The organism is Tenacibaculum sp. M1.3A, assembly GCF_057732375.1.
Genome location: NZ_JBYJEF010000002.1, coordinates 497474 through 520155 on the forward strand (window position 1 = coordinate 497474; position 22682 = coordinate 520155).

Annotated in this window: 21 protein-coding genes; 4 read left to right on the top strand and 17 right to left on the bottom strand. The window is 31.8% G+C overall.

Annotation, left to right across the window (positions count from 1 at the left end; all coding sequences use genetic code 11):
* Nucleotides 1-41 precede the first annotated feature (41 nt).
* Nucleotides 42-902: a flavin reductase family protein gene (locus AC28QF_RS04985; RefSeq protein ID WP_488200473.1), complete on the top strand. Its 861-nt coding sequence runs from the start codon at nt 42-44 to the stop codon at nt 900-902.
* An 8-nt stretch (nt 903-910) separates the two neighbouring features.
* Nucleotides 911-1276, top strand: coding sequence for a DUF3127 domain-containing protein (locus AC28QF_RS04990; protein ID WP_488200472.1), 366 nt, complete (start codon nt 911-913; stop codon nt 1274-1276).
* Nucleotides 1277-1495: 219 nt separating this feature from the next.
* Here the strand turns inward: AC28QF_RS04990 and AC28QF_RS04995 are convergent, their stop codons facing one another.
* From AC28QF_RS04995 to AC28QF_RS05005, 3 genes are all read right to left on the bottom strand, one after another.
* A complete protein-coding gene (locus tag AC28QF_RS04995; RefSeq protein ID WP_483706943.1) occupies nt 1496-1735 on the bottom strand; it encodes a DUF1456 family protein in 240 nt (79 codons plus the stop codon).
* Nucleotides 1736-1756: 21 nt separating this feature from the next.
* Nucleotides 1757-2386, bottom strand: coding sequence for a YqaA family protein (locus tag AC28QF_RS05000; RefSeq protein ID WP_488200471.1), 630 nt, complete (start codon nt 2384-2386; stop codon nt 1757-1759).
* A gap of 78 nt (nt 2387-2464) precedes the next feature.
* Nucleotides 2465-4021: an NAD(P)/FAD-dependent oxidoreductase gene (locus tag AC28QF_RS05005; RefSeq protein WP_488200470.1), complete on the bottom strand. Its 1557-nt coding sequence runs from the start codon at nt 4019-4021 to the stop codon at nt 2465-2467.
* Nucleotides 4022-4329: 308 nt separating this feature from the next.
* Between AC28QF_RS05005 and aat the strand changes: the two genes are divergently transcribed.
* Complete coding sequence (aat, locus tag AC28QF_RS05010; RefSeq protein ID WP_488200469.1) at nt 4330-4953, top strand: leucyl/phenylalanyl-tRNA--protein transferase; 624 nt, start codon at nt 4330-4332, stop codon at nt 4951-4953.
* Between the two features lie 38 nt (nt 4954-4991).
* On the opposite strand, the gene AC28QF_RS05015 is transcribed toward aat, so the two are convergent.
* From AC28QF_RS05015 to AC28QF_RS05030, 4 genes are all read right to left on the bottom strand, one after another.
* The gene (locus AC28QF_RS05015) at nt 4992-5672 is read right to left on the bottom strand and encodes a hypothetical protein (RefSeq protein WP_488200468.1); all 681 of its coding nucleotides are present in this window, start codon (nt 5670-5672) and stop codon (nt 4992-4994) included.
* Nucleotides 5673-5839: 167 nt separating this feature from the next.
* Nucleotides 5840-7291: a flavin-containing monooxygenase gene (locus AC28QF_RS05020; protein WP_488202409.1), complete on the bottom strand. Its 1452-nt coding sequence runs from the start codon at nt 7289-7291 to the stop codon at nt 5840-5842.
* Complete coding sequence (locus AC28QF_RS05025; RefSeq protein WP_488200466.1) at nt 7291-9216, bottom strand: CocE/NonD family hydrolase; 1926 nt, start codon at nt 9214-9216, stop codon at nt 7291-7293. Before AC28QF_RS05025 ends, AC28QF_RS05020 begins: the two co-directional genes overlap by 1 nt.
* A gap of 116 nt (nt 9217-9332) precedes the next feature.
* Complete coding sequence (locus AC28QF_RS05030; RefSeq protein ID WP_488200465.1) at nt 9333-11837, bottom strand: zinc-dependent metalloprotease; 2505 nt, start codon at nt 11835-11837, stop codon at nt 9333-9335.
* A 183-nt stretch (nt 11838-12020) separates the two neighbouring features.
* On the opposite strand from AC28QF_RS05030, the gene AC28QF_RS05035 reads away from it, so the two are divergent.
* A complete protein-coding gene (locus tag AC28QF_RS05035) occupies nt 12021-13988 on the top strand; it encodes a YgiQ family radical SAM protein (RefSeq protein WP_488200464.1) in 1968 nt (655 codons plus the stop codon).
* Nucleotides 13989-14013: 25 nt separating this feature from the next.
* On the opposite strand, the gene AC28QF_RS05040 is transcribed toward AC28QF_RS05035, so the two are convergent.
* From AC28QF_RS05040 to AC28QF_RS05085, 10 genes are all read right to left on the bottom strand, one after another.
* Entirely contained in the window at nt 14014-14469 is a 456-nt protein-coding gene (locus AC28QF_RS05040; protein WP_488200463.1) for a DUF4231 domain-containing protein, read from the bottom strand.
* 185 nt (nt 14470-14654) lie between these two features.
* Complete coding sequence (locus AC28QF_RS05045) at nt 14655-15077, bottom strand: GNAT family N-acetyltransferase (RefSeq protein ID WP_488200462.1); 423 nt, start codon at nt 15075-15077, stop codon at nt 14655-14657.
* 32 nt (nt 15078-15109) lie between these two features.
* Nucleotides 15110-15619 (bottom strand): DUF3124 domain-containing protein, encoded by a 510-nt coding sequence (locus tag AC28QF_RS05050; protein ID WP_488200461.1) that lies wholly within the window; start codon nt 15617-15619, stop codon nt 15110-15112.
* Nucleotides 15620-15714: 95 nt separating this feature from the next.
* Complete coding sequence (locus AC28QF_RS05055) at nt 15715-16254, bottom strand: sigma-70 family RNA polymerase sigma factor (RefSeq protein WP_488200460.1); 540 nt, start codon at nt 16252-16254, stop codon at nt 15715-15717.
* 183 nt (nt 16255-16437) lie between these two features.
* Nucleotides 16438-16779: a DUF3703 domain-containing protein gene (locus AC28QF_RS05060; protein ID WP_488200459.1), complete on the bottom strand. Its 342-nt coding sequence runs from the start codon at nt 16777-16779 to the stop codon at nt 16438-16440.
* 44 nt (nt 16780-16823) lie between these two features.
* Complete coding sequence (locus AC28QF_RS05065) at nt 16824-17273, bottom strand: FKBP-type peptidyl-prolyl cis-trans isomerase (RefSeq protein ID WP_488200458.1); 450 nt, start codon at nt 17271-17273, stop codon at nt 16824-16826.
* Nucleotides 17274-17301: 28 nt separating this feature from the next.
* The gene (locus tag AC28QF_RS05070) at nt 17302-18915 is read right to left on the bottom strand and encodes an amidohydrolase (RefSeq protein ID WP_488200457.1); all 1614 of its coding nucleotides are present in this window, start codon (nt 18913-18915) and stop codon (nt 17302-17304) included.
* Entirely contained in the window at nt 18912-19274 is a 363-nt protein-coding gene (locus AC28QF_RS05075; RefSeq protein WP_488200456.1) for a DoxX family membrane protein, read from the bottom strand. Before AC28QF_RS05075 ends, AC28QF_RS05070 begins: the two co-directional genes overlap by 4 nt.
* A gap of 3 nt (nt 19275-19277) precedes the next feature.
* A complete protein-coding gene (locus tag AC28QF_RS05080; RefSeq protein WP_488200455.1) occupies nt 19278-20714 on the bottom strand; it encodes a M20/M25/M40 family metallo-hydrolase in 1437 nt (478 codons plus the stop codon).
* A gap of 151 nt (nt 20715-20865) precedes the next feature.
* Nucleotides 20866-22647 carry a hypothetical protein gene (locus AC28QF_RS05085; RefSeq protein ID WP_488200454.1) on the bottom strand — a complete coding sequence of 594 codons (1782 nt, stop codon included), beginning with the start codon at nt 22645-22647 and terminating at the stop codon, nt 20866-20868.
* Nucleotides 22648-22682: the final 35 nt, after the last annotated feature.

Here is a 22682-nt window from a genome sequence, read left to right on the forward strand (position 1 = left end):
TTTGTAAAACGGTAGTATATTTACATCTAAAAAGAATATATATGTTGTCACTCGATCCTAAAGAATTACCTGTAGGTAAATTACATAGTTATTTATTAGGCGCTATAGCACCAAGACCTATTGCTTTTGCAAGTACTATTGATAAAGAAGGAAATCCGAATTTATCACCGTTTAGTTTTTTTAATGTTTTCGGAGCCAATCCGCCAATGTTAATTTTTTCTCCAGCACGAAGTGTAAGAGGTAATAAAACAAAACACACGTTAGACAACGCTGAAGAAACAAGAGAAGTGGTTATTAATGTGGTGAATTATAATATTGTACAACAAATGTCGTTAAGCAGTACGATGTATCCGAAAGGTGTAAATGAGTTTGAAAAAGCAGGATTTACAATGCTACCTTCTGATGAAGTAAAGCCTTTTAGAGTTGCTGAATCGCCAGTACAATTTGAATGTAAAGTAACCGATATTATTTATACAGGAACCGAAGGAGGCGCAGGAAATTTAATTGTTTGCGAAGTGGTTAAGTTACATATTAACGAAAATGTTTTAGCTGAAGACGGAAGTATAGATCAACATAAAATAGACTTAGTTGCTAGGGCAGGAGGAAACTACTACTCTAGAGCAAGAGATGGTTTTTTTGAAATAGCAAAACCAATTTCAACTTTAGGAATTGGTGTAGATCAAATACCGATTGAAATTAGAAATAGTGCTGTTTTAACAGGTAATAATTTAGGGATGTTAGGTAATGTGGAACAACTACCAAATGAGGAAACTGTTAATAACTTTGCGAAAGAACACCCAAAATATGTTTCGCTTTCAACTGAAAAAAAACATACATTTGCACAAGATTATTTAAAGAGTAATGATGTAGAAAGTGCTTGGAAAGTGCTTTTAATTAAATAGATAAGAATATGGAAGTTATAGGGAAGATTAAATTAATTAACGAAACACAAACATTTGGAGCAAGTGGGTTTAGAAAACGTGAATTAGTTGTTACTACAGATGAGCAATATCCACAAATGATTATGATTGAATTTGTACAGGATAAATGTGATGTTTTAAATAGTTATGCTGTTGGTCAAGATGTAAAAGTATCTATTAACTTAAGAGGTAGAGAGTGGATTAACCCAGAAGGAGTTGCAAAGTACTTCAACTCTATTCAAGGATGGAGAATTGAGAGTTTAGCACAAGCTTCTTCTCAAAATACACCACCTGTAGATCAGTTTCAACCAGCACCAGATTTATCTGCTAACGAACCAGACGATTTACCTTTTTAATATAAAAAAGGAATACATATAAAAAAGAGAGCTAAAGGCTCTCTTTTTGCATTTTACGGAAAACCACACTTTTAAATGCGGATATCCCTTTTGTTGCACAGCTAAGTTGATATATATTTGAGGTATCATTTATTAGCTAGAGACTAAAAATGTGTTTAAGGGAAAAAGCCTTCTGATAATTATATCAGAAGGCTTTTATTATTTTATATTATGTAATTTTTATTTTTCTTTTTTAGGCATTGGTCCTCTTAAGTGAATGACTAATCCGTTTAAGAAATTTCTAAGAATTTGATCACCACATTCCATATATTTAGGATGCTCTTCATTTCTAAAAAAAGCACCTAACTCACCTTTAGAAACTTTAAAGTCAACCAAAGCACAGATTTCAATAATATCAGTATCACGAAATTTGTGAGCTACTCTTAATTTTTTAAAAATATCGTTGTTAGATAATCCCATAGTAATAATATATTTTTTGTTTTAATTAACCATTTTAAAAATGGCCCAAGCGTAAATGGCAAAACGTAAAAAACGAAATAGTCCAAATAATACTACGTTTTTAAAAGGATATTTAATCATACCTGCTGTCAAACAACTAATTGCAAAAGGCAATGGTAATAATGCACCTACTAAAATTAAAAAGCCACCCCATTTACTGGTGTTTTTAAGGTTTTTAGCCATTTTAACCTCTAAGTAAAGTTTTACAGAAGCAATTTTTAAAGAAGCTCTCCCTATAAAATAAGCAGTTAATCCACCAAAATAAGAAAGTGTTGCTAATAATGATAAGTTTAAAACAGGATCTGCTGTTTTTTTAGACCAAGCAATAAAAATTTCTGGTGGTATTAAACCTAGTATTGTTTCAGAAATGAAAAAAGTAGTTAATACACCTAGTCTAGAAAAAGTTTCGGTAACCGTTTGTAAACCGTCGTTAATATTGTAAACATATTTATTAAATAAAAATATACCTAAAACTGCAGCTACTATTGGCCAAAGAGCTTTTTTTAAACTTTCCCAAATAAACATGTAAAAACCAGTACGTTGGTAGTAGTTGTGTAACCGCTCAACATGTGGTTTTACATTCTTTTTATTTCTTCTTTTCTTAACTTTCATCTCCTAGTTTCTCTGGGTCTCTTTTAGAGAATGCAAAAATACAAGGTAATTAGAAATAAATCAAAGAAATATCGTTAATTATAAGTTAGCAGTTGCAGCTTCAGCACAGCGCTCTCCATCCATTGCTGCTGATATAATTCCGCCTGCATAACCACCACCTTCTCCACAAGGAAATAAACCCTCTATTTGTGGGTGTTCTAAGCTTTCTTTTCTAGGGATATTTACTGGAGATGAGGTACGAGATTCAACTCCAATAATATTTGCTTCGGCAGTATAATAACCGTGCATTTTTCTTCCAAAAGCATCAAAACCTTTACGCAACCTACTACCAATAAACTTTGGCAATAAAGAATGCATTGGTGCTGAGTTTAAACCTGGCTGATAAGAAGTTTCATTTAAACTAGATGATAATTTACCTTCTACAAAATCGGTTAAACGTTGGGCAGGGGCAACCTGACTTTTTCCACCAGCGTTAAAAGCTAATTTTTCTAAATCCTTCTGATATTCTAAACCTTTAAGCGCTCCGAATTTTTCATATTTGTACAAGTCTTTGTCGATATTAATTTCAACAACAATTCCTGAATTGGCAAATTTGTTATTTCTACGCGAAGGCGACATTCCGTTTACAACAACTTCTCCGTTTGCAGTTGCAGCCGGCACTATAAATCCACCAGGACACATACAAAAAGAATATACGCCTCTTTCATTTACTTGATGTACTAAACTATATGCTGCGGCAGGTAATAACTCATCTCTTTGGCCTGAGCAGTTGTATTGAATTTGATCTATAATTTCTTGTGGATGCTCTACACGAACTCCCATTGCAAATGATTTAGCTTTTAATAAAATATTTTTCCTATCAAGCAATTCGTAAATATCTCTTGCCGAGTGCCCAGTTGCTAAAATTACTGAATTCACAGTCATTTCATTTCCGTTTTGCAATTGTATGGCTTGTAGCTTACTGTTTTTAATAACAAAATCGGTAACACGGGTATCAAAATGAACTTCACCACCATATTTTATAATATTCTCACGAATATTCTGAATGATTTTCGGCAATTTGTTAGTTCCAATATGCGGATGCGCATCAATTAAAATATCTTCAGCAGCACCATGGTGTACCAAATTTTCGAATATTTTACGAACATCACCACGTTTTAAACTACGGGTATATAATTTTCCGTCAGAATACGTTCCGGCACCACCTTCACCAAAACAGTAATTAGAATCTTCATTTACAAAATGCTCTTGATTAATAGCACGTAAATCTCTACGACGATCTTGTACATTTTTACCACGCTCTAAAACAATTGGCTTGTAACCAAGTTCTATACAACGAAGCGCAGCATACATTCCTGCTGGCCCGAAACCAATAATATGAACTTCTTTTGCGTTAGATACATCTTGATAATCAAAAAGATAATCAGGAGTATCTGGTAAAGGTTCGTTAATATAAACCGCTACTTTATAATTAAAAATCACGTCTTTTTTACGCGCATCGATAGATTTACGCAACACTTTTACAGTAGTTATATTCGTAATAGCGATGTCTAATTTTCTAGAAGCTTTCTTTTTTAAGATATCTTCTTTCTTTTCTTCTATTAAATTAACGCGTAGTTGAAGTTCTTTTACCATGTTGCAAAATTATGCAAAATTGAATTGATACGTTTTTATTTCTGCAAGAATTATAAAAAATGAAATCAAAGCAGTTTTTTTATCAGTTATTCTGATATTAACTATGCTATCTTTGCAATTATAATTAACTTAACTACGATGGTTTTAGTAATGTCAGTACGAGTGGTTTTATAAAGTGAAAACGATATAAAATAGTATCGAGAACTAGTTTTTTAAGTGAAACTCTTATTCTCGATACAAATTTCACTCATTTTAATCGTGAAATTCACTCGAATTGACAGCGTTTATTAAAATTTACAATTAGATATATGATTTGGTTACCTGAAGAAATAGTGTTTCCGCCTTACGAATTCGCAAATGAAGATGGTGTTTTGGCATTTGGTGGAGATTTATCTGCCAAAAGGTTAATACATGCGTATAAAAACGGAATTTTCCCATGGTTTAATGAAGGTGAACCAATTGTTTGGTATTCGCCACCAGAACGCATGGTTTTATTTCCGCAAGAGGTAAAAGTTTCTAAATCGATGCGCCAAGTATTGCGAAAAGAAGGTTTTGCTATTACCGAAAATAAAGCGTTTAAAGAGGTGATTTTTAATTGTCGCCATATTGATAGAAATGATCAGTTAGGAACGTGGATTACCGACGATATGGAAAATGCTTATATTAATTTGCACGAAAAAGGAATCGCAAAATCTATAGAGGTTTGGATGGATGATAAACTCGTAGCTGGTTTATACGGAGTTGATACCGGAAACGGTGTTTTTTGTGGCGAAAGTATGTTTAGCAAAGCAAGTAATATGAGTAAAGTTGCTTTTATTCACTTAGCCAAAAAAGGCGATTACAAACTCATAGATTGCCAAGTACATAACGAACACTTAGAAAGTTTAGGTGCTCGTGAAATTGATAGAAATGATTTTTTGAGGATGTTGTAGGTGGATTCTGTATTAATTTTTACAGGTTACATTAACTTTTATTCACGTACTACAATATCATTTATATAATTTAATAAAGAAATAATTTTAAGTGAATTTATTTTTGTTCCATAATTGTAATCCATTCCATGTAATATATCGTGCCTATTAAGTCTAATAGGAAATTTTGAAAGATTTGAAGTATGTTCGTTAATTCCTGTTGATTGTTGTAGAGGAATTTTAAAACCATTAAGAATTCTTTTTTCTCTTTCCGATATTTTTTCTTCTACTTGTGGTTTGTATATATTTTTTCTACTTAGTTTTGTGTTATTAGTAAAAAAATATTTTTGATGCTTATCATAGCATAAACCATCTACTTGAGTTAGTAATAAAACAATTGAAGAATGATATTTCTTATTTCTATGATTATCAAAAGCTTCTTTTATTATAGACTCTCTATTTGGATTTAGAGAAACGACTCTTTTCTCTATAAAATTTAGTGTTTCTTCATAGTATTGACTTAAGATATCGTCAACTTCTTTTAAATATCCTTTTTTTAGTTTTTTATCAAGTTCTAAAGCAGTTAAAGGCATTGTATCATACCCTAAATACCATCCGTGATCTGATAGTTCTAAAATTCCTTGTGAAGTATTTTCACATAAGAAGTCTTTTTTTTCTAAAAGACTTCTTATGTCTTTTTTTATTTTATCTAAAAAGGTATTTGAAATATCTTTATTCATAAGGTTATGTTTTAAAATTAATTATGATATTCTTTTTTAATTAAATATCAAGGACTAATGAAGTTATACTTTTAAAATATAAATAAAACTAACTTAGTAATCAAAAACCTCGTAATTTTAATTACGAGGTTTAGAAAAAGATATTTAAGTTAATTTAAAAATAGCTATTAATTGAACTTTAAAGTATCATCTTTAACCGATTTTACACGTAATGTAAAATAATCATAAATCCAATTTTGATATAATTTCCACGGAAATTTACTTCCTTGTTTTGGTAGATTTGCTGTAGAACGATGAATATAACCCGAGTTTAAATTAATAAGTGGTACGGTTTCCATATTCATATCACTAACTTTAGGTACCACAACTTTGTGTCCTTTTTTATCCATTAAATTAATAAGTCGACTTGCATATTCGCTTGTTAAATCGCTTTTTAAGGTCCAAGAAGCGTTGGTGTAACCCGCAAAAAAGATAAAGTTAGGCAGGTCATTTAACATTAAACCTTTATAAGTTAATTTATCCGAAGGATTAAAAGGAACATTCTCAACACTAATTTTAGCATCACCAAAGGCAACTAATTGCAAACCTGTAGCGGTAATAATAATATCAGCTTCAAGTTCTTTTCCTGATTTTAAACGCAATCCATTTTCGGTAAAACAATCAATATGATCGGTTTCAACAGATGCTTTTTTCTCTCTTATGGCTTTAAATAAATCGCCATCAGGCGCCACACAAAAACGTTGATCCCACGGATTGTAGTTCGGAGTAAAATGAGGCTCGACAGGAAAACCTTTTAATTGCTTTTTCGCTCCTTTAATTATAAAGTTTCTCATAAAATTCGGAAACTTTTTAGAGGTGTTGTAAAAAGCAATCGAAAAGAGAATGTTTTTAAAACGAATTACTTTGTGAGCCGTTTTTTTAGGCAGTGCTTTTTTTAGAAAACCAGCAACTTTATCTTTATTAGGCAACGCACCAATATAGGTTGGCGAGCGTTGTACCATGGTAACATGCGCTGTTTTTTTAGCCATTTCTGGAACTAAAGTAACAGCTGTTGCTCCGCTACCAATAACAATTGCTTTTTTGTTAGTGTAATCTAAGTTTTCTGGCCATTTCTGCGGATGAATAATCGTTCCTTTAAAATTAGTTACGCCTTCAAAATCGGGTGTGTAGCCATTTTTATAGCTGTAATAACCACTGCATGAAAATAAAAAATTAGCAGTATAAGTATGTTCTTCGTTACTTTTTTGATGCTGAGTAATTACCGTCCAAATTGCTTTTTTAGTATCAAAATTTACGGAAATCACTTTTTCGTTATAACATATTTTATCACGTACTTTATATTCGTCAGTAGCTTCGTTTAGGTATTCTAAAATAGAGGGCGCATCGGCAAACGATTTAGAAGCATCCCATGTTTTAAAAGAATATCCGAAGGTATACATATCCGAATCAGAGCGAATTCCTGGGTATTTAAATAACGACCAAGTTCCGCCTAATTCGGCTCTCATTTCAAGAATTTTATAACTCTTGTTAGGGTTTTTTCTTGATAGATGACACGCAGCGCCAATACCCGATAATCCGGCACCAATAATTAATACGTCGGTATGATTTGTAGCCATCATTATTTTTTTAATACCGTAAATTCAATACTAGAATCTGAAAAAACTGAATGTGTTTGTGTTTTAAAATCCTTCGCGTCGGCTTTATAGATATTGTCTACATAAGTTTGCGGATTCAAATCGATTAAAGGAAACCATGTACTTTGTACTTGTATTTGTAATTTATGTCCTTTTTTAAAGGTGTGAAATACGTCTTGTAATTTAATATTTACATCCGTTTTTTTGTTAGGTGTAAACGGTTCCGGATTCGAAAAACTATTTCTAAAACGACCACGTAAAACCTCGCTACGAACCATCATATGGTAATTGCTTAATTTTAAATGTGATTGCATTTCTTTGTTGTCGTTTTTTAAATCTGCAGGGTGTACATCAATAACTTTAACAACCCAATCGGCAGCAGAACCTGTTGTTGCTACTTTTAATTTAGCTAAAATATCTCCAGCTAACGTAAAATCATCAGCTAAAACATCAGTTTCATAAACTAAAACATCTGGTCTACGTGCAGCAAAACGCTGATCGTCGGTCATGTATTTTCTTGGGGTAAAAACTGTTTTAATATCTTCAGAATAAGGTACAGGTCTTTTAATGTCGCTGATGAAATCAACTTTAGAATTGTCTTTCTTTGATGCTGTTAATTCTTGATTTGATGATAAGAAAAACGATTGTTTCTTTGCTTCTTTTGGAGGCCAAACATCGTATGATTTCCATTCTTTTTTACCGCTATCAAAAACATATGCTTCAGGTAAACCGCTATTTTTAGAACCGTCGCCTTTTAAGAAATGATTAAAGAATTTAGTTTCGATATTCTTTTGAAACTTTAACGAAATTGAATCTCCAAAATAATAGTTTCCAACTTTGTTGGCTACTTTATTTCGTGCCCATCCGCCGTGATCCCAAGGACCAAAAACTAACGTGTTATAATTATTTGGTTGATTTTTTTCGATTCCCTTATAAGTTTCTAAAGGGCCATATAAATCTTCAGCATCAAATAAACCACCAACAATCATGGTTGCTACGGTAGACGGAACTTTATCTAAATGTTGAATAATTCCTTTGCTTTGCCAAGTTTCATCATAATTTGGATGTTCTACAATTTCTTTCCAGAAAAAATCATCGATTTTGTCTTTGTTTTCAGTTGTAGCTACATCTAACTTATCATATTGAAAATATTCGTTGAGGTTTTTTAAAGGTCCTTTATCTAAGAAAAACTGATATTGATCTTGTGTATCCATTTTAGGAAAAGAATACCAAGCAGAATCCATTGGTTGATCTTTGTAAGTACCGAATAACGAAATAGCTCTGAAATAACTCAATAAAAAAGCACCGTTGTGGTGAAAATCATCAAAAAAGAAATCGCCAATACAAGCTTGTGGTGATGCAGCTTTTAAAGCTGGATGCGCATCGATAGTAGAAACGGTAGCGTAATGCCCAGGATAAGAAATTCCCCAAGTACCAACTTTACCGTTGTTATGCGGCGTGTTATTAATTAACCAATCAATGGTGTCATAAGTATCGGTAGTTTCATCAGCCTGCTTTGGTGTTTTGTTAGGAATATAAGCACGCATATTGTCGTACACACCTTCACTCATCCAACGACCACGAACATCTTGATATACCACAATGTTCCCTTCTTTCATTAAAATGGTATTCGGGCCAATTTTGGTTTTAAATTTACCGTCTCCATAAGGCCTAGAACTGTAAGGTGTTCTTTGCATTAAAATCGGGTAGGTTTTACTCGTGTCTATAGGTGTGTAAATAGTAGTGTGTAACTTAACACCATCTCGCATGCTAATGGTTACTTCTTTTTTTGTGAAATTATCAGCTACGTAAGTGTCTTTAGGAGCTTGAGTGGTTGCTTGTTTTAAATCTTTTTTAGTACAGCTTACTATAAAAAGTAGTAAAAAAGCAAGTTTTAAAAAGTGTTTCATACGGTTTTGTTGATTATTAACGAATTATAAAAGTAGCAATTCTTTTTTAAGGAATAAAAAAACACCAGTAATATATATTACTGATGTTTTTTAACGAATTCGGGGTGTTGTATTTATTATTTATTCGGATTTAAAATACTATTAATTCTATCATTAGCATCCTGTAAATGGTAACGCGTAATTGTGTTACGAGCGTTAGGAATACTTCTTTTAATGTCTTTTTGGATTCTTTTTAATTCGCCTCTAACAACTGCTTTAATATCAGACTGACTAATGTTTACAGCGGTTTGTTTAAAATATCCACCGTTTCTTCTTACACCATTTTGATTTTTAGCTTTGTTTAATAAAAAGTATAAACGATCTAAATGTGCTCTTTGTAAATTTCTTCTGTAACCATCAATTGTTTTGTTGCTGTATAATTCAGACCAAACTCCTTTTCTAAGATCACTCATCATATTTACAATACTATAAGCTTTGTTACCGTTTAAAATTTCATTTTCAATTAAACGAGTTAAACGACCAGTCTTTAAAATTTTATTTAAAGTACGTACTTGTAAACTTCTAATTTCATCTACAGAACCAGAATATTGCGTTTTAGATATAATGTTTTGATTGATTAACCAAGTAGGCGTTTTAAACAATTCGTTATTCACAAAAGTTAACGCTCTTTTTTGATGTTCTTTTGGTGTATGCGTATAAACAGCGCCTTCTTGATCGGCAGTTTTAAAGGTTTCATAAACCCCACCAATATTAGAGCTTACGTGTCCCATATATCTGTTAAACTGACCAACTAATTGACCATACATTGTTTTTAACTCTTGATAATCTTCACCGTTTTCGGTAGTCCATTCTTCTAACCTAGGTAAAATACGTTGTAAGTTTTTAATACCATAAGCACTTGCTTTCATAGCATCATCACCTAAATCTTCTGTTTGAGAACTAGGATCGATTGTATTTCTTACTTGTTGATGTCCGAATCTATAAATAGGATCTCCTTTTTTATCAGTAATCCATTTATTTAAAATTTCTTTTTCATCTTTAGCAGCTGTGTTTAATATAGGGCGGTATCCCCAATTCATTGCATATTTATCATATGGTCCGATGTTAGGCATTAAAGCAACGCTTTTATCTTCAGGTTGTGCAACGTAGTTAAAACGCGCATAATCCATAATAGATGGTGCTGTACCATATTTTTTAGTAAAACTAGCAGAACGTAAAGAGTCTACTGGGTATGCTACAGAGCTTCCCATGTTATGAGGTAAACCTAATGTGTGACCAACTTCGTGAGAGGAAACAAAACGTATTAAACGCCCCATAATTTCATCTTTAAATTTGTTTTTTCTAGCTTCAGGATTGATAGCGGCAGTTTGAATAAAATACCAGTTATGTAATAAAGTCATTACATTATGGTACCAGTTGATATCAGATTCTAAAATTTCTCCCGAGCGAGGGTCACTAACATGAGGTCCGTTTGCATTCGGAATAGGAGACGCTAAATAACGTACTACAGAATAACGAACATCTTCAGGGCTCCAATCTGGATTTTCCTCTTTCGTAGGGGCATCTTTAGCAATAATTGCATTTTTAAAACCGGCAGCTTCAAAGGCAACTTGCCAATCTTCAATTCCTTCTTTTATGTATTTACTCCATTTTTTAGGTGTAGCTCTATCAATATAATAAACGATTTGTTTTTTAGGCTCTACTAATTCACCTCTTTTAAACTTCGCTAAATCTTCGTCTTTAACTTCTAAACGCCATCTGTCTAAATAAGTAACAGATTTACTTTTTTGAGTATCTAAACCATAATCTGTTTGCGAACTTGTAAACCAACCAACACGTTCATCGAAATAACGACGCTTCATAGGTGTTTTTGGTAATAAAATCATTGAATTACTTAATTCTAAAGAAACCGCACCAACACTTGAGTTTGATGGAGCGCTACCTGCAACGTATGTTTTTACATGGCGAACTTCAATGTTTTGAGGGTAACTACTCATACGTTCGATATACGAACGATCTTTATCCATTTTAGTAATCTTATAAGCTTTTCTTCTAAACTGAGGAAATCCGATTGCTTTAACATCCGAAGAAAATAAAGGTGTAGCATCAATAACAGTGGCAGTAGAATCTTTGCTAAAGGCTTTTATAGGGAAAGCAAAAAGAATAGGTTCGAAGTTTGAATTTGTAACCGCTTCATGAATTGGTAAAATAGAATCGGCCACAACATTATGAGAAACTACACGTAATAAAATCTTTTTATGTTTCTTTTCCCAACGTAAAACTTGTGTGTTTTGTTTACCACCACCAAAACCAATTCCGCTTGCAGTTTTAGCAATTCTGGTAACCATTAACATTTCTCTATTTAATAAAGAATCTGGAATTTCAAATAAGTAATTATTGTCTTTTGAATGTACTTTAAATAAACCGGTATCCGTTTTATGTTTTTTTGTTACAACTTTACCATAAGGCTTAATTGCATTTTTATCTGGCTTGCTTTTAGGCTTTGTATCTGTTGTTTTTTTTTCGCTTTTCTTTTTCTTTTTACGTTGTGCTTCCGAATTTACAGAGAAACTTAAGAAAAAGATTACAATCAATATTTTTGAAAGTAGTTTTTGTGCCATTGTATTTTGCTTGAATTATGAATTCCGAAATTAATTAAATCAAATTATTGTTATTCTTAATAAAATGTTAAAGAATAAGTGTTTTTTTTAGATATAAGATCGAAAAATTTGAAAAAAACGAAACGTTATTACTTGTTTAAAAGTGAGGACTTTATTGCTAAAAACCTTGTACCTTTGCAGCGCATGGGAATAAGACGAGTTTCAGATTGGTTACCGACTACAAATAAGGAGGTTAAGTTAAGAGGATGGGAAGAATTAGATGTAATTCTTTTTAGTGGAGATGCATATGTAGATCATCCATCATTTGGTCCTGCAGTAATTGGACGTATACTAGAAAGTTACGGATTGCGAGTTGCAATTGTACCACAGCCTAGTGTAAACGATAATTTACAGGATTTTGAGAAGTTAGGTAAACCAAGATTATTTTTTGGAGTAACTGGCGGATGTATGGATCCGATGGTGAGTAACTATACGGCAAGTAAGCGTCGTAGAGATAAAGATGCGTATACACCAAACGGAGATAAAGGGTTTAGGCCTGATTATGCAACATCAGTATATTCTAGAATATTAAAAGATAAATTTCCAGATACTCCAATTTTAATTGGTGGTATTGAAGCTTCTTTAAGAAGAGTAACACATTACGATTATTGGTCGGATAAGTTGTTACCAACTATTTTAGAAACTTCTAAAGCAGATATGCTGGTTTACGGAATGGGAGAACAACCTTTGCGTGAAGTTGTAGAACTATTGCAAAAAGGAGTGCCTTTTTCTAGCTTAAAAACAATTAAACAAACAGCTGTTTTTGTTGATAAAGGAGAAGAAATTCCGAAGAATAAAAATTGGGAAGACATAGAGATTAATTCTCACGAGGCTTGTTTAAAAGATAAAAAAACATTTGCTTCTAACTTTAAAGTAATAGAGCAGGAGTCGAATAAGTTAAATGCACGTCGTATTTTTCAGAAAGTAGGAGATAAAAAGTTGATGATAAATCCGCCTTATCCTACAATGACGGAAAAGGAAATAGATGGATCTTTCGATTTACCTTTTACACGTTTGCCACACCCAAAATATAATAAGCGAGGGCCAATTCCGGCTTTTGAAATGATAAAATTTTCTATTAACATTCATCGTGGATGTTTTGGAGGATGTAGTTTTTGTACTATTTCTGCACACCAAGGAAAATTTATAGCAAGTCGTAGTGAAGAATCTGTTCTAAGAGAGGTAGATAAAGTTACCCAAATGGATGATTTTAAAGGATATCTATCTGATATTGGTGGGCCATCTGCAAATATGTATAAGATGAAGGGGAAAATACAATCTATCTGTGATAAATGTGTTGCGCCTTCTTGTATATCGCCAGTAATATGTAGTAATTTAGATACTTCACACAAGCCATTAACAAAATTATATCAAGCCGTTGATGCGCATCCGAAGATAAAAAAATCGTTTATTGGAAGTGGAATTCGCCACGATATGTTAGTGCCTGAATTTAATAAAAACGCAGATCCGAAAGAGTTAGATGACTACACCGAAGAGGTGATGACAAAACATATTTCTGGACGATTAAAAGTAGCGCCAGAGCATACTTCTGATCCTGTTTTAAAATTGATGCGTAAACCATCATTTAAATATTTTCATATGTTTAAAGAGCGTTTTGACCGTATTAATATAAAGAAAAAATTAAAATTACAGTTAATACCTTACTTTATCTCTAATCATCCTGCTTGTGAAAAAGAGGACATGGCAAATTTAGCAGCCGAAACAAAAGAGATGGGATTTCAGTTAGAGCAGGTGCAAGGTTTTACGCCAACGCCAATGACGGTTGCAACGGTAATTTACTATAGTGGTTTTCATCCGTACACTTTAAAGCCAACGAAAACACCTAAAACAGCTAAAGAAAAAGAAGATCAACACAAGTTTTTCTTCTGGTATAAGAAAGAAAATAAAGATTGGATTCGTAATACACTTAACAAAGTAGGAAGACAAGATTTATTGAAAGTTTTATTACCTGAAAATAATTCTTGGAAGAAAAATAAATCAGCAAAAGAAACAAAAAATACTTTTGATGATGCGGTTCCTTTCAATCAGCGTAAAAGTAAAAACTATAGAGCTCCTAAGGCTAAGAGTGGTTCTAAGAAAAGAAAAAATTAGTTATATAGATTAGAAGGTGGGATGCTTAACTCATTCTGTCATCTAATCTTAATTCTTTCCATTTAAAATTACTTTTGTTAACAATAGATTGATATTCTTGATGTATATATGTGATGAATAGTGATTTTTTTTTATCTTCTTCGGAAGCTAATTTTATTTTTAACTGTAATTCTTTTAAAAGATCTTTAGTTTCACTGTAATTAACCCAAAGTTGCTTATGGTTGTAAAATCCGTCCCAAGAAGCCAAAATTGTTGTTAATGCACTAAAAAAGAGTGTCATAAATTTTACTGGAGTACTTAGGTTTTTAGGGACATCATTAGCTATAGCTACTAAAAAGGTAATTAAAGCAGAAGAAATAGCAATACCAATATAAATTCTAAAAGACTTTTTTTTATTATGATCACTTCTATTAGTGGTATTTTGAATCATTATTGATATTTCGTTACTTAAAATATCTAATTTGGAGTTGTTATTACTCATAATTTGTTGATTTTTTCTTTTTTTCAAACATATTATAAAAAACAAACTTTCACAAAGTAAATAAGTATTAAATAGAATTTTTGAAAAGAGGCCTAGATATTTAATTGTTTTTGACAGCTGATTAAGTTAAAACAGCTCGATTTTTTAGTTATATATGATTTAGGAAAGTATTTACACTTGTGTGCTTAGGTAAGAGTAAGCTCCATAATAACGTATTCGATTCCACCTTTTTTAAACTTTTTGGTTGTTGTTTTTAAATTGAATTTTTCATAGAATTTTGATTTTTCAACTCTAGCATTGCACCATAATTTCTTAACACCTTCTTTCTTCATCAATTTTATAATTTCTTTTAATAACATGGTCCCGTAACCAAATCCTTGAAATTCAATTAATGTGGCAAATTTTCTGAATTGTACTTCGTTATCTAATATAAATAAAGAAATAATTGACGCTATTTCTTCGTTTACAAACAATCCAAAATGTTTTCCTTTTTCATCATCTGCTAATTTAACATAGCTTATTGGCTTGTTAGGCCACATAATTTTGTGACGAATAGGTAATGCTTCAGAAATATTTATTTGTTTAATTACAATAGTTTGTGGTTGCACTTAAAAATTTGTTTTACAAGTAAATAATCGTTTTACTTTATTCTTTTTGATTGCGTTGTAAAAGATAAACCTTGTTGTCCCATAGTTGAGTTCATTACACCTTCGAACAAAGGTTCAGGACAGTTTTTTGGAATTTTCCATTCGATTATAAAGTTAGATCCCGTTCCTCCTTCAACATCTATTTCGTCAATTATTATTTCGGTAGTTTCCATCGGGCTCAAATAGATTGGTTTATTAAAATAGGTGCGAAGAGATTTCCCATGTGTATCAAAATACTCTGATTTTAATAAGTATATAGTATCAGTGTCGCTAGTATTTCGCATGCTTATCATTGCAGTTAAATTATGTGTTTTGTGTTCTGAACTACTATAAATTTGTGAATAAATAGATAAGTACGATTTTCCGTATTCAAGAGAGTCTTTGGTGCTTATATCTACATGCCTTTTAGACCAGTTTTCTGGATTTATAGAACTGATTGCTTTTTTTTCATTACAACTAAAAATTAAAAAACTTATGAATAAAAGTAGTATGTATTTTTTCATTTTGATGTGGTATTATTGAGTGTTAACAAGAAGAGCAGTATTTACTAAATTAGTAGTAAAGTTATTAAAAAAAGAATTAAAAATAGCGCAATTTCCTAACCACAAACTTTACAATCACCTTTGTCTTGTATTTCACCAACTAACTTGCCGTTTTCGTTTAAAACAAATCCACAGCAATCCATAAAGCCTTGTGCTATTAGCTTACGAGCACGTTGAATTTGCGATTTAGTTGTAGGTAAACGCTGTTTTAAGATATTAGCAACATCTTGTTGTTTCAAGCCTTTAATATCTGATAAAAATAAAGGATCTCTATATGTTTTCGGTAGACTATCTAAGATACCACGTAAACATTCTTTTTCGGTATGTGTGGTTGTTTCTATGCTTGCTTCTGTTTCGGAATTAGCCAATTCAAAAGTTTTATTATTGCTTTTAAAATAGTCCATTATAGAATTTCTAGCAATGGTAAATATCCAAGGTTTTAGCTTAGTAATGTCTTTTAGAGTATGAAGTTTGGTGTGTATTTTAATAAACGTGTCTTGTAAAATATCTTCAGTAACCGTTTCATCCTTTACCTTACTTAAGATAAAATATTTAACGTCATCAGCATATTTTATGTAAATTTGATTTGTTGTCATTCTATAAATTTACAAAAATGTTATTAACAGTTACAGTTTTTGCAAGAGCAATTTTCACAGGTACAATTAGAGCAATTACCTGTTTTACAACCATAACAATTACACGTACATTCGTTTTTATATTTCATGATATTTAATTCTTAAATTCATGTAATAGACTTTTAAATATCAGAAAAGATGCAGTTATTTAGGGAAGTATTTTTGTAGCTCTTTTCTAATGGGTATTGATTTTATTAGTGAAATATTTGAACCACCTGTATTTCCTTTAGGAATCCAAATATTTGTAAATAAAATAGCGGCTAAAAGTCTAGTGAACTGACCTGCTATTTCTTTAATGTTTATTGTCTTAATTCCGAAAACAAGCATCCAGTAATGTGATAGCGCATGTCTATATAAATGTTTTTGACCTAAAATATTAGTATTTTCTAAACGATAAAAAGACACTTTAAATCGATTGCTTCTAAGTGCCTTTTTAGCGAGTATTAATTGATTGTAATATTCTTGTTTACGTTGTAATTTAGTCATGATTTTTTAATAAGATGACTAGTTTTTATATAAAAAGATGCGTTTTAATTAACCTTTAAAAGCTCGATGTCGAATATTAAAACAGATCCACCAGGTATTCCTTTTGTTGTAGAAGAACCATATCCTAGTTTAGAAGGAACTAGTAAAACACCGCTTCCGCCTTCTTTAAAATAAGTGATTCCTTCTGTCCATCCTTTAATAACTTGTTGTAAGTTAAAAGAAATACCAGCACTAACACTTTGGTCAAATGTTTTACCATTTAAGTAATAACCTTTGTACGCAACGGTTACATTAGAGTTGCTTACAGGCCTTGTGCCCGAGCCTTCATTACTTACAACATAATATAAGCCAGAATCGCTTTTTTTAGCATCTAAATTGTTATTTGCGATGTATTCAATAATATCAGCCTCATTTTTAGCATCGTAGTTTATAGAATCTTCACTACACGATATAAATAATAGGGTGATTAATGCTGTATAAAAATAAGATTTCATAAAAGAGTTTTTATAGTTTGATAAAAAATTAATTTACTTTTTCTCCATTTACAAAAGTTTCTAAAACTTTCGTATTAGGTATTTTGTCGCCTTTAACAGTCATAATATCATTTTCTAAGATGATAAAATCAGCAAGTTTACCTACTTCAATACTTCCTTTTTCGGCTTCTTCAAAATTAGCAAAAGCATTCCAAATAGTCATCCCTTTCAAGGCATTTTCTCTAGATAATGCATTGTTCATTTGATACCCTTTTTCTGGATATCCTTTTAAGTCTTTTCTGATAGTTGCAGCGTAATAGGTATGTAACGGACTTACGTTTTCAATAGGGAAATCGGTTCCTAAAGCAACCATACCATGTTGTTTTAATAAATCGTTATAAGCATAAGAACCTTTAATTCTTTCAGAACCTACACGTTCTTCTGCCCAATACATATCACTTGTAGCATGTGTTGGTTGAATAGATGGAATGATGTTTTTAAATAAATGAAAATCTTTTAAATCAACAATCTGAGCATGTTCAATTCTCCAGCGACGATTGTCTTTGTTTTTTAAGAATTTATTATAAGCTTTAAGCATTACATAATTAGCAGAATCACCAATGGCATGCGTGTTCATTTGATATTCAGAACTAGCGATTCTTTTAGCTAAACGTTGAAGATCATCGTACGAATTTACCAAAGCACCAAAATGCCCTTTTTTATCAGAGTATTCCTCTTTTAAAGCTCCTCCACGAGAACCTAAAGCTCCGTCTGCATATACTTTTACCGAACGAACATGTAATTTATCAGTTTTAATAACACCTTTATTAAGGTAATAATCTAAGTTTTCTTTATTGTTAGAAATCATTGCGTACATACGCATTTTTAAATCACCTGTTTGTTGTAAACTATCAATCAATTCAATTACTTGCCTGTCTAAACCAGCATCATCAACGGTTGTTAATCCTAAATCGAAACAAATTTTTTCAGCGTCTTTTAAAGCCTGAATCTGTTCTTGTTTATTCGGTTTTGGCACTTCAATGAAATTCATTGCATTGTCAATTAACACACCTGTAAGTTCTCCATCTTTTTTAAAGAATTCACCTCCATCAATTTTAGTATCAATTGTAATACTTGCTAAATCGATTGCAGCTTGATTTACCAACATTGCATGACCGTCAATTCTACGAACTGCCACAGGAATACTAGGAAATAAAGCATCTAGTTTCTCTTTTGTAGGGAATTCTTTTGTTTCCCAATCATTTTGATCCCAACCACGACCGGTTATAAAAGTGGTATTTTTTTCTTTTTGAAACTCAACTAACTTCTGTAATACTTCATCGTAACTTTTTGTACCGACTAAGTTTACTTTTTGCTGCTGTAAACCTAATCTGTAAAAATGACAATGGCCATCAATAAAACCAGGGTATATAGCTTTATTTTCAGCATCGATAGTTTTTGATGAGGTGTATTTATCTTGTATCTCTTTATTAGTTCCTATAGCGATAAATTTACCGTCTTTAATCGCAAAACTCTCAGCCTTATCGAAATTAGAATTAACGGTATATGTGTTTGAATTAATAACAATCGTGTCTACTTTTTCTTGTTGCTTACAAGAGGTAATAGCGATTGAAATAGCAATGATTAATAATGAATTTCTCATGAATTTGAATATATTAAATAAGCGATATATAAAAGTAAAAATTGTGTGGGTAAGCGTATAATGGCAATTTTTTTAGATCCTATAGCAGGTTTTTCTTTACATAAATCCCATATATGTAATGGTAAAAAAATGATCATTAAAACAAAAAAACCGATAGCTGCATTTTTTGCAGTAGCATTAAATAAAAGACCTATTCCGATTGCAACTTCGATAAAACCTGCAACATAGTTTACAGCTAGTTTAGGAAGTGGTTTGGGAATAAAACCATTAAAAAAACGTGGTTTTAAAAAATGCATAACACCTATGTAAGCAAAGAATAAACCAAAAATTACACGAAGAATTAATACTAAAATTGTCATCCGTTATGGTTTTATGGTTTCGTTATTATATAAATACTTGTCCATTAAATATACGATACTTGCCATTGATGCACTTCCTAACTCTAGTTCACGTTTGTTAACTTTATCGAAAGTATCGCTAGCGGCATGGTGATAATCAAAATAACGTTGAGAATCTGGTCGGTATCCAACTAAAGTAACATGATCGTCTTTTAAAGGACCAATATCAGCACCACTTCCGCCTGCTGTAATATCATGTAACCCGTAAGGAGCTAATAGTTTTTTCCAACTTTGTAATAATTGAAGATTCTTGTCATTGGCATCGATAGAGAAACCTCTAGGCGTGTGACCTCCAGAATCAGATTCTAAAGCACCAATATGATTTTCGTTGTTCAGTTTTGCTAAACGCGCATATTCTGTAGCACCACGCAAACCGTTTTCTTCATTCATGAAAAATACAATACGAATAGTGTTTTTAGGTTTAATGTTGTTCTTTTTTAATAAGTAAGCTACTTCTAACGATTGTACAATTCCTGTTCCGTCATCATGAGCGCCATCACCTAAATCCCAAGAATCTAAATGCCCACCAATAACCATAATTTTATCAGGATTTTCACTTCCTTTAATTTCTCCAACAACATTGTGTGAAGGAGCGTCAGGTAGTGTTTCGCAGCTTTGTTTTAAGTAAAACTTAAGTGTTGGATTCTCTTTTAAATGCTTGCTTAAGTTATCGGCAGCTCTTGAGCTAATTGCTGCAGAAGGAATATATTCTGATTTAGGAATATCTCCATAACCCATTGATCCGGTATGCGGATAATCATCTATTCCGTTTGTCATAGAGCGAACGATAACTGCTTTTGCACCGAATTTACCAACTGCCGCTGCTCCGCCAAAACGCTGACCAACACATCCGCCGTAGGCTTTAAAAGTGTGAATTAAAGTATTGTCAAAAGCACCATTAAAGAAAACTATTTTACCCTTGGCTTTATCTCCTAATTTTTCAGCTTCTTCTAAGTTTTTTACTTCGATAACTTCTGCTGTAATTCCGTTAGTTGGTGTTGCAATAGAACCTCCTATAGCACAAACAGGAACATTAACTTCTGCTCCGTTAAAGCTATAATTTGCAACTTCTTTTTCTCCGCGAACCCAATGTGGTACCATAACTGGTTGTAACCAAACAGAGTCTAAACCAACTTCGTTCATTAATTTTTCGCTCCAAACAACAGACTTTGCTGCTCCTTCTGAACCTGATAAACGGCTACCTACATTCGAAGTTAAGTCTTGTAACCATTCATAAGATTTCCCTTCGGTTAAGGCAGCGTTGAATAAGTGTTTTATTTGAGTTGAATCTATTTTTTCTTCAACAGAAAAAACATTAGAAGTTAAAGGTGTTTCTTTTTTTTCTGTTTTACAAGAAATTACAAACAACCCTGAAATTAATAAGAGTGATAATTTTTTCATTTATGACACTGTTTTAAAGTGCCATAAATGTAAGTTTTATATTTTTAATCGTAAAGTGATCGTAAAGATTTTGATTTGTAGTTGTTTGCTTTAAGTTACCCCTAACTATTCTTTGTAAATAGTTAGGCTTAATAATATTTAGATTGTTTTTTTAGAAAAGTGAATCAAATTTCCAGGTTAAACCTCCCATTGCTTGGAAACCTTGTACATTAAAATTATTAAATCTTTGGTAACTGTTATTTAGCAAATTATTAAGGTTTAGAAACACAGAAAACGAGTCGTTAAAATGATAACCACCATTAAAATTAATGTCAAAATAACCATCTAAGTCTACAGTCGAGAAATTTTGTGAAGGCAATACTTCGTATAATTTTCCTTTTCGTTGGCCGACAAAAAAGAAGTTAGCACCTGCATACCACTTTCTTGTTTTATAAGTACCGAAAAGCTCTCCTTTTATTTTTGGAGCGTTCCAAGCTTCTAATTCGTTTGTTAATGTAAATTTATTGAATTGACCGTTTAAACCTACACTTAAGTTTTTAATTCCGTCGAAAGCAATTTCACCAAAGAAAGATACTTGTTTAATATCATCGTACGTGGTGTTAAATGAGTTTCCGTAATCATATCCCGAGAAAGAAAAAGCATCTGTTCCTGCAATGTTATTTCCGTTAGATTTTGATTGGTTTAAAGCAAAAAAAGCATTGTTTTCAATATCGGCATAACTTGCTTTTAAATTATAACTAAACTGAAAATCTAACTTTCCTCTTATTCCGGCAAAGACATCGTATTTCTTGTTGGTTTGCTGTATGTTTTGAGTAGGAGAGATGTACGGGTTTTTTGTTGATAATGATTTGTAAGTGTTTGTATCTAAATCTCCTGAAGCACCAATAAAAACGCTTGCAAAATCGTTAACAATAGGATATGATATTTCTAAATCAGGATACACAAAGAAATTAGTTTCGTTATTCTCTAAATCTAAAGAGAAATACGTTTTTGCTCCTATTTTTATAGCTAAATCTTGTACTTTAAAATTATATGTTGGGTGAATACCTGCAGTAGCAAAACTATGTTTTAACTCGGCTTGAGTTTCGTAGTTTTTTTCGAATTTAGTACCTAAATAACTTAATGTTGTATTTATATATAAATCATTTAACTGACGGTGAAAAGTATTCAAAGGGAATTTAAATTTCGCATTTCCATCAATTAAAAACTCATTACTACTTAATGCATCTGTAAAAAAAGAAATACTACCATTTGCTTTTTCAAGATAAGAATCATCGAATTTAATGGTTCCAAAAACCTTAAAGTAAGTATAGGCCTGTTCTTCTTCAATATTACTAATGGTAGCGTCAGTAAAAGGTATGTTTGTTGGTAAACCATACCAATTATGCTTGTTTCGTTCTGCACTTATGCCTGCTTTCCAATTTAAATAACGTTCTTGTTGTGCATAAAATAAGTTTAAACTCATATCGTAATATGTACTACTAAGCGCTGTGTTTTCAACAGGATCTGCAGATAGAAGAAATTTTAAATGCGCTCCGAATTCACTATCGTAACTTTCGTTTCTTCTAACATAAGCTTCCAAAAAAGGTGATATTTTATTACCGAAACCAACAGATAAGTAATTAGGAAATAATAGTTCTCTTTTACCTAAATCTACTTTTTTCATGACACCGCTTTTTGGAATAAAAGTAGAGGCAACAGGAACTGAAAATATTTTATATTCTAATTCTTTTTTTTGGGTTTCTTTTGTGTGTTTTATAATTGGTTTTTGCTTTATTTTAAAAGCATCGGTAATTTTAGGAACGTATGATGTAACTACATTAATTACCTCTGTTTTTATAATAGTGTCTTTTGCTTTTTCTGTGGTTTTCTTTTCTTGTGCATTTGCAATTGATATTGCAAATAAAACAAATAAACCTAAGTGCTTCTTCATTGATATAATCATTGAACTCTTTTTTGTGTTTAACA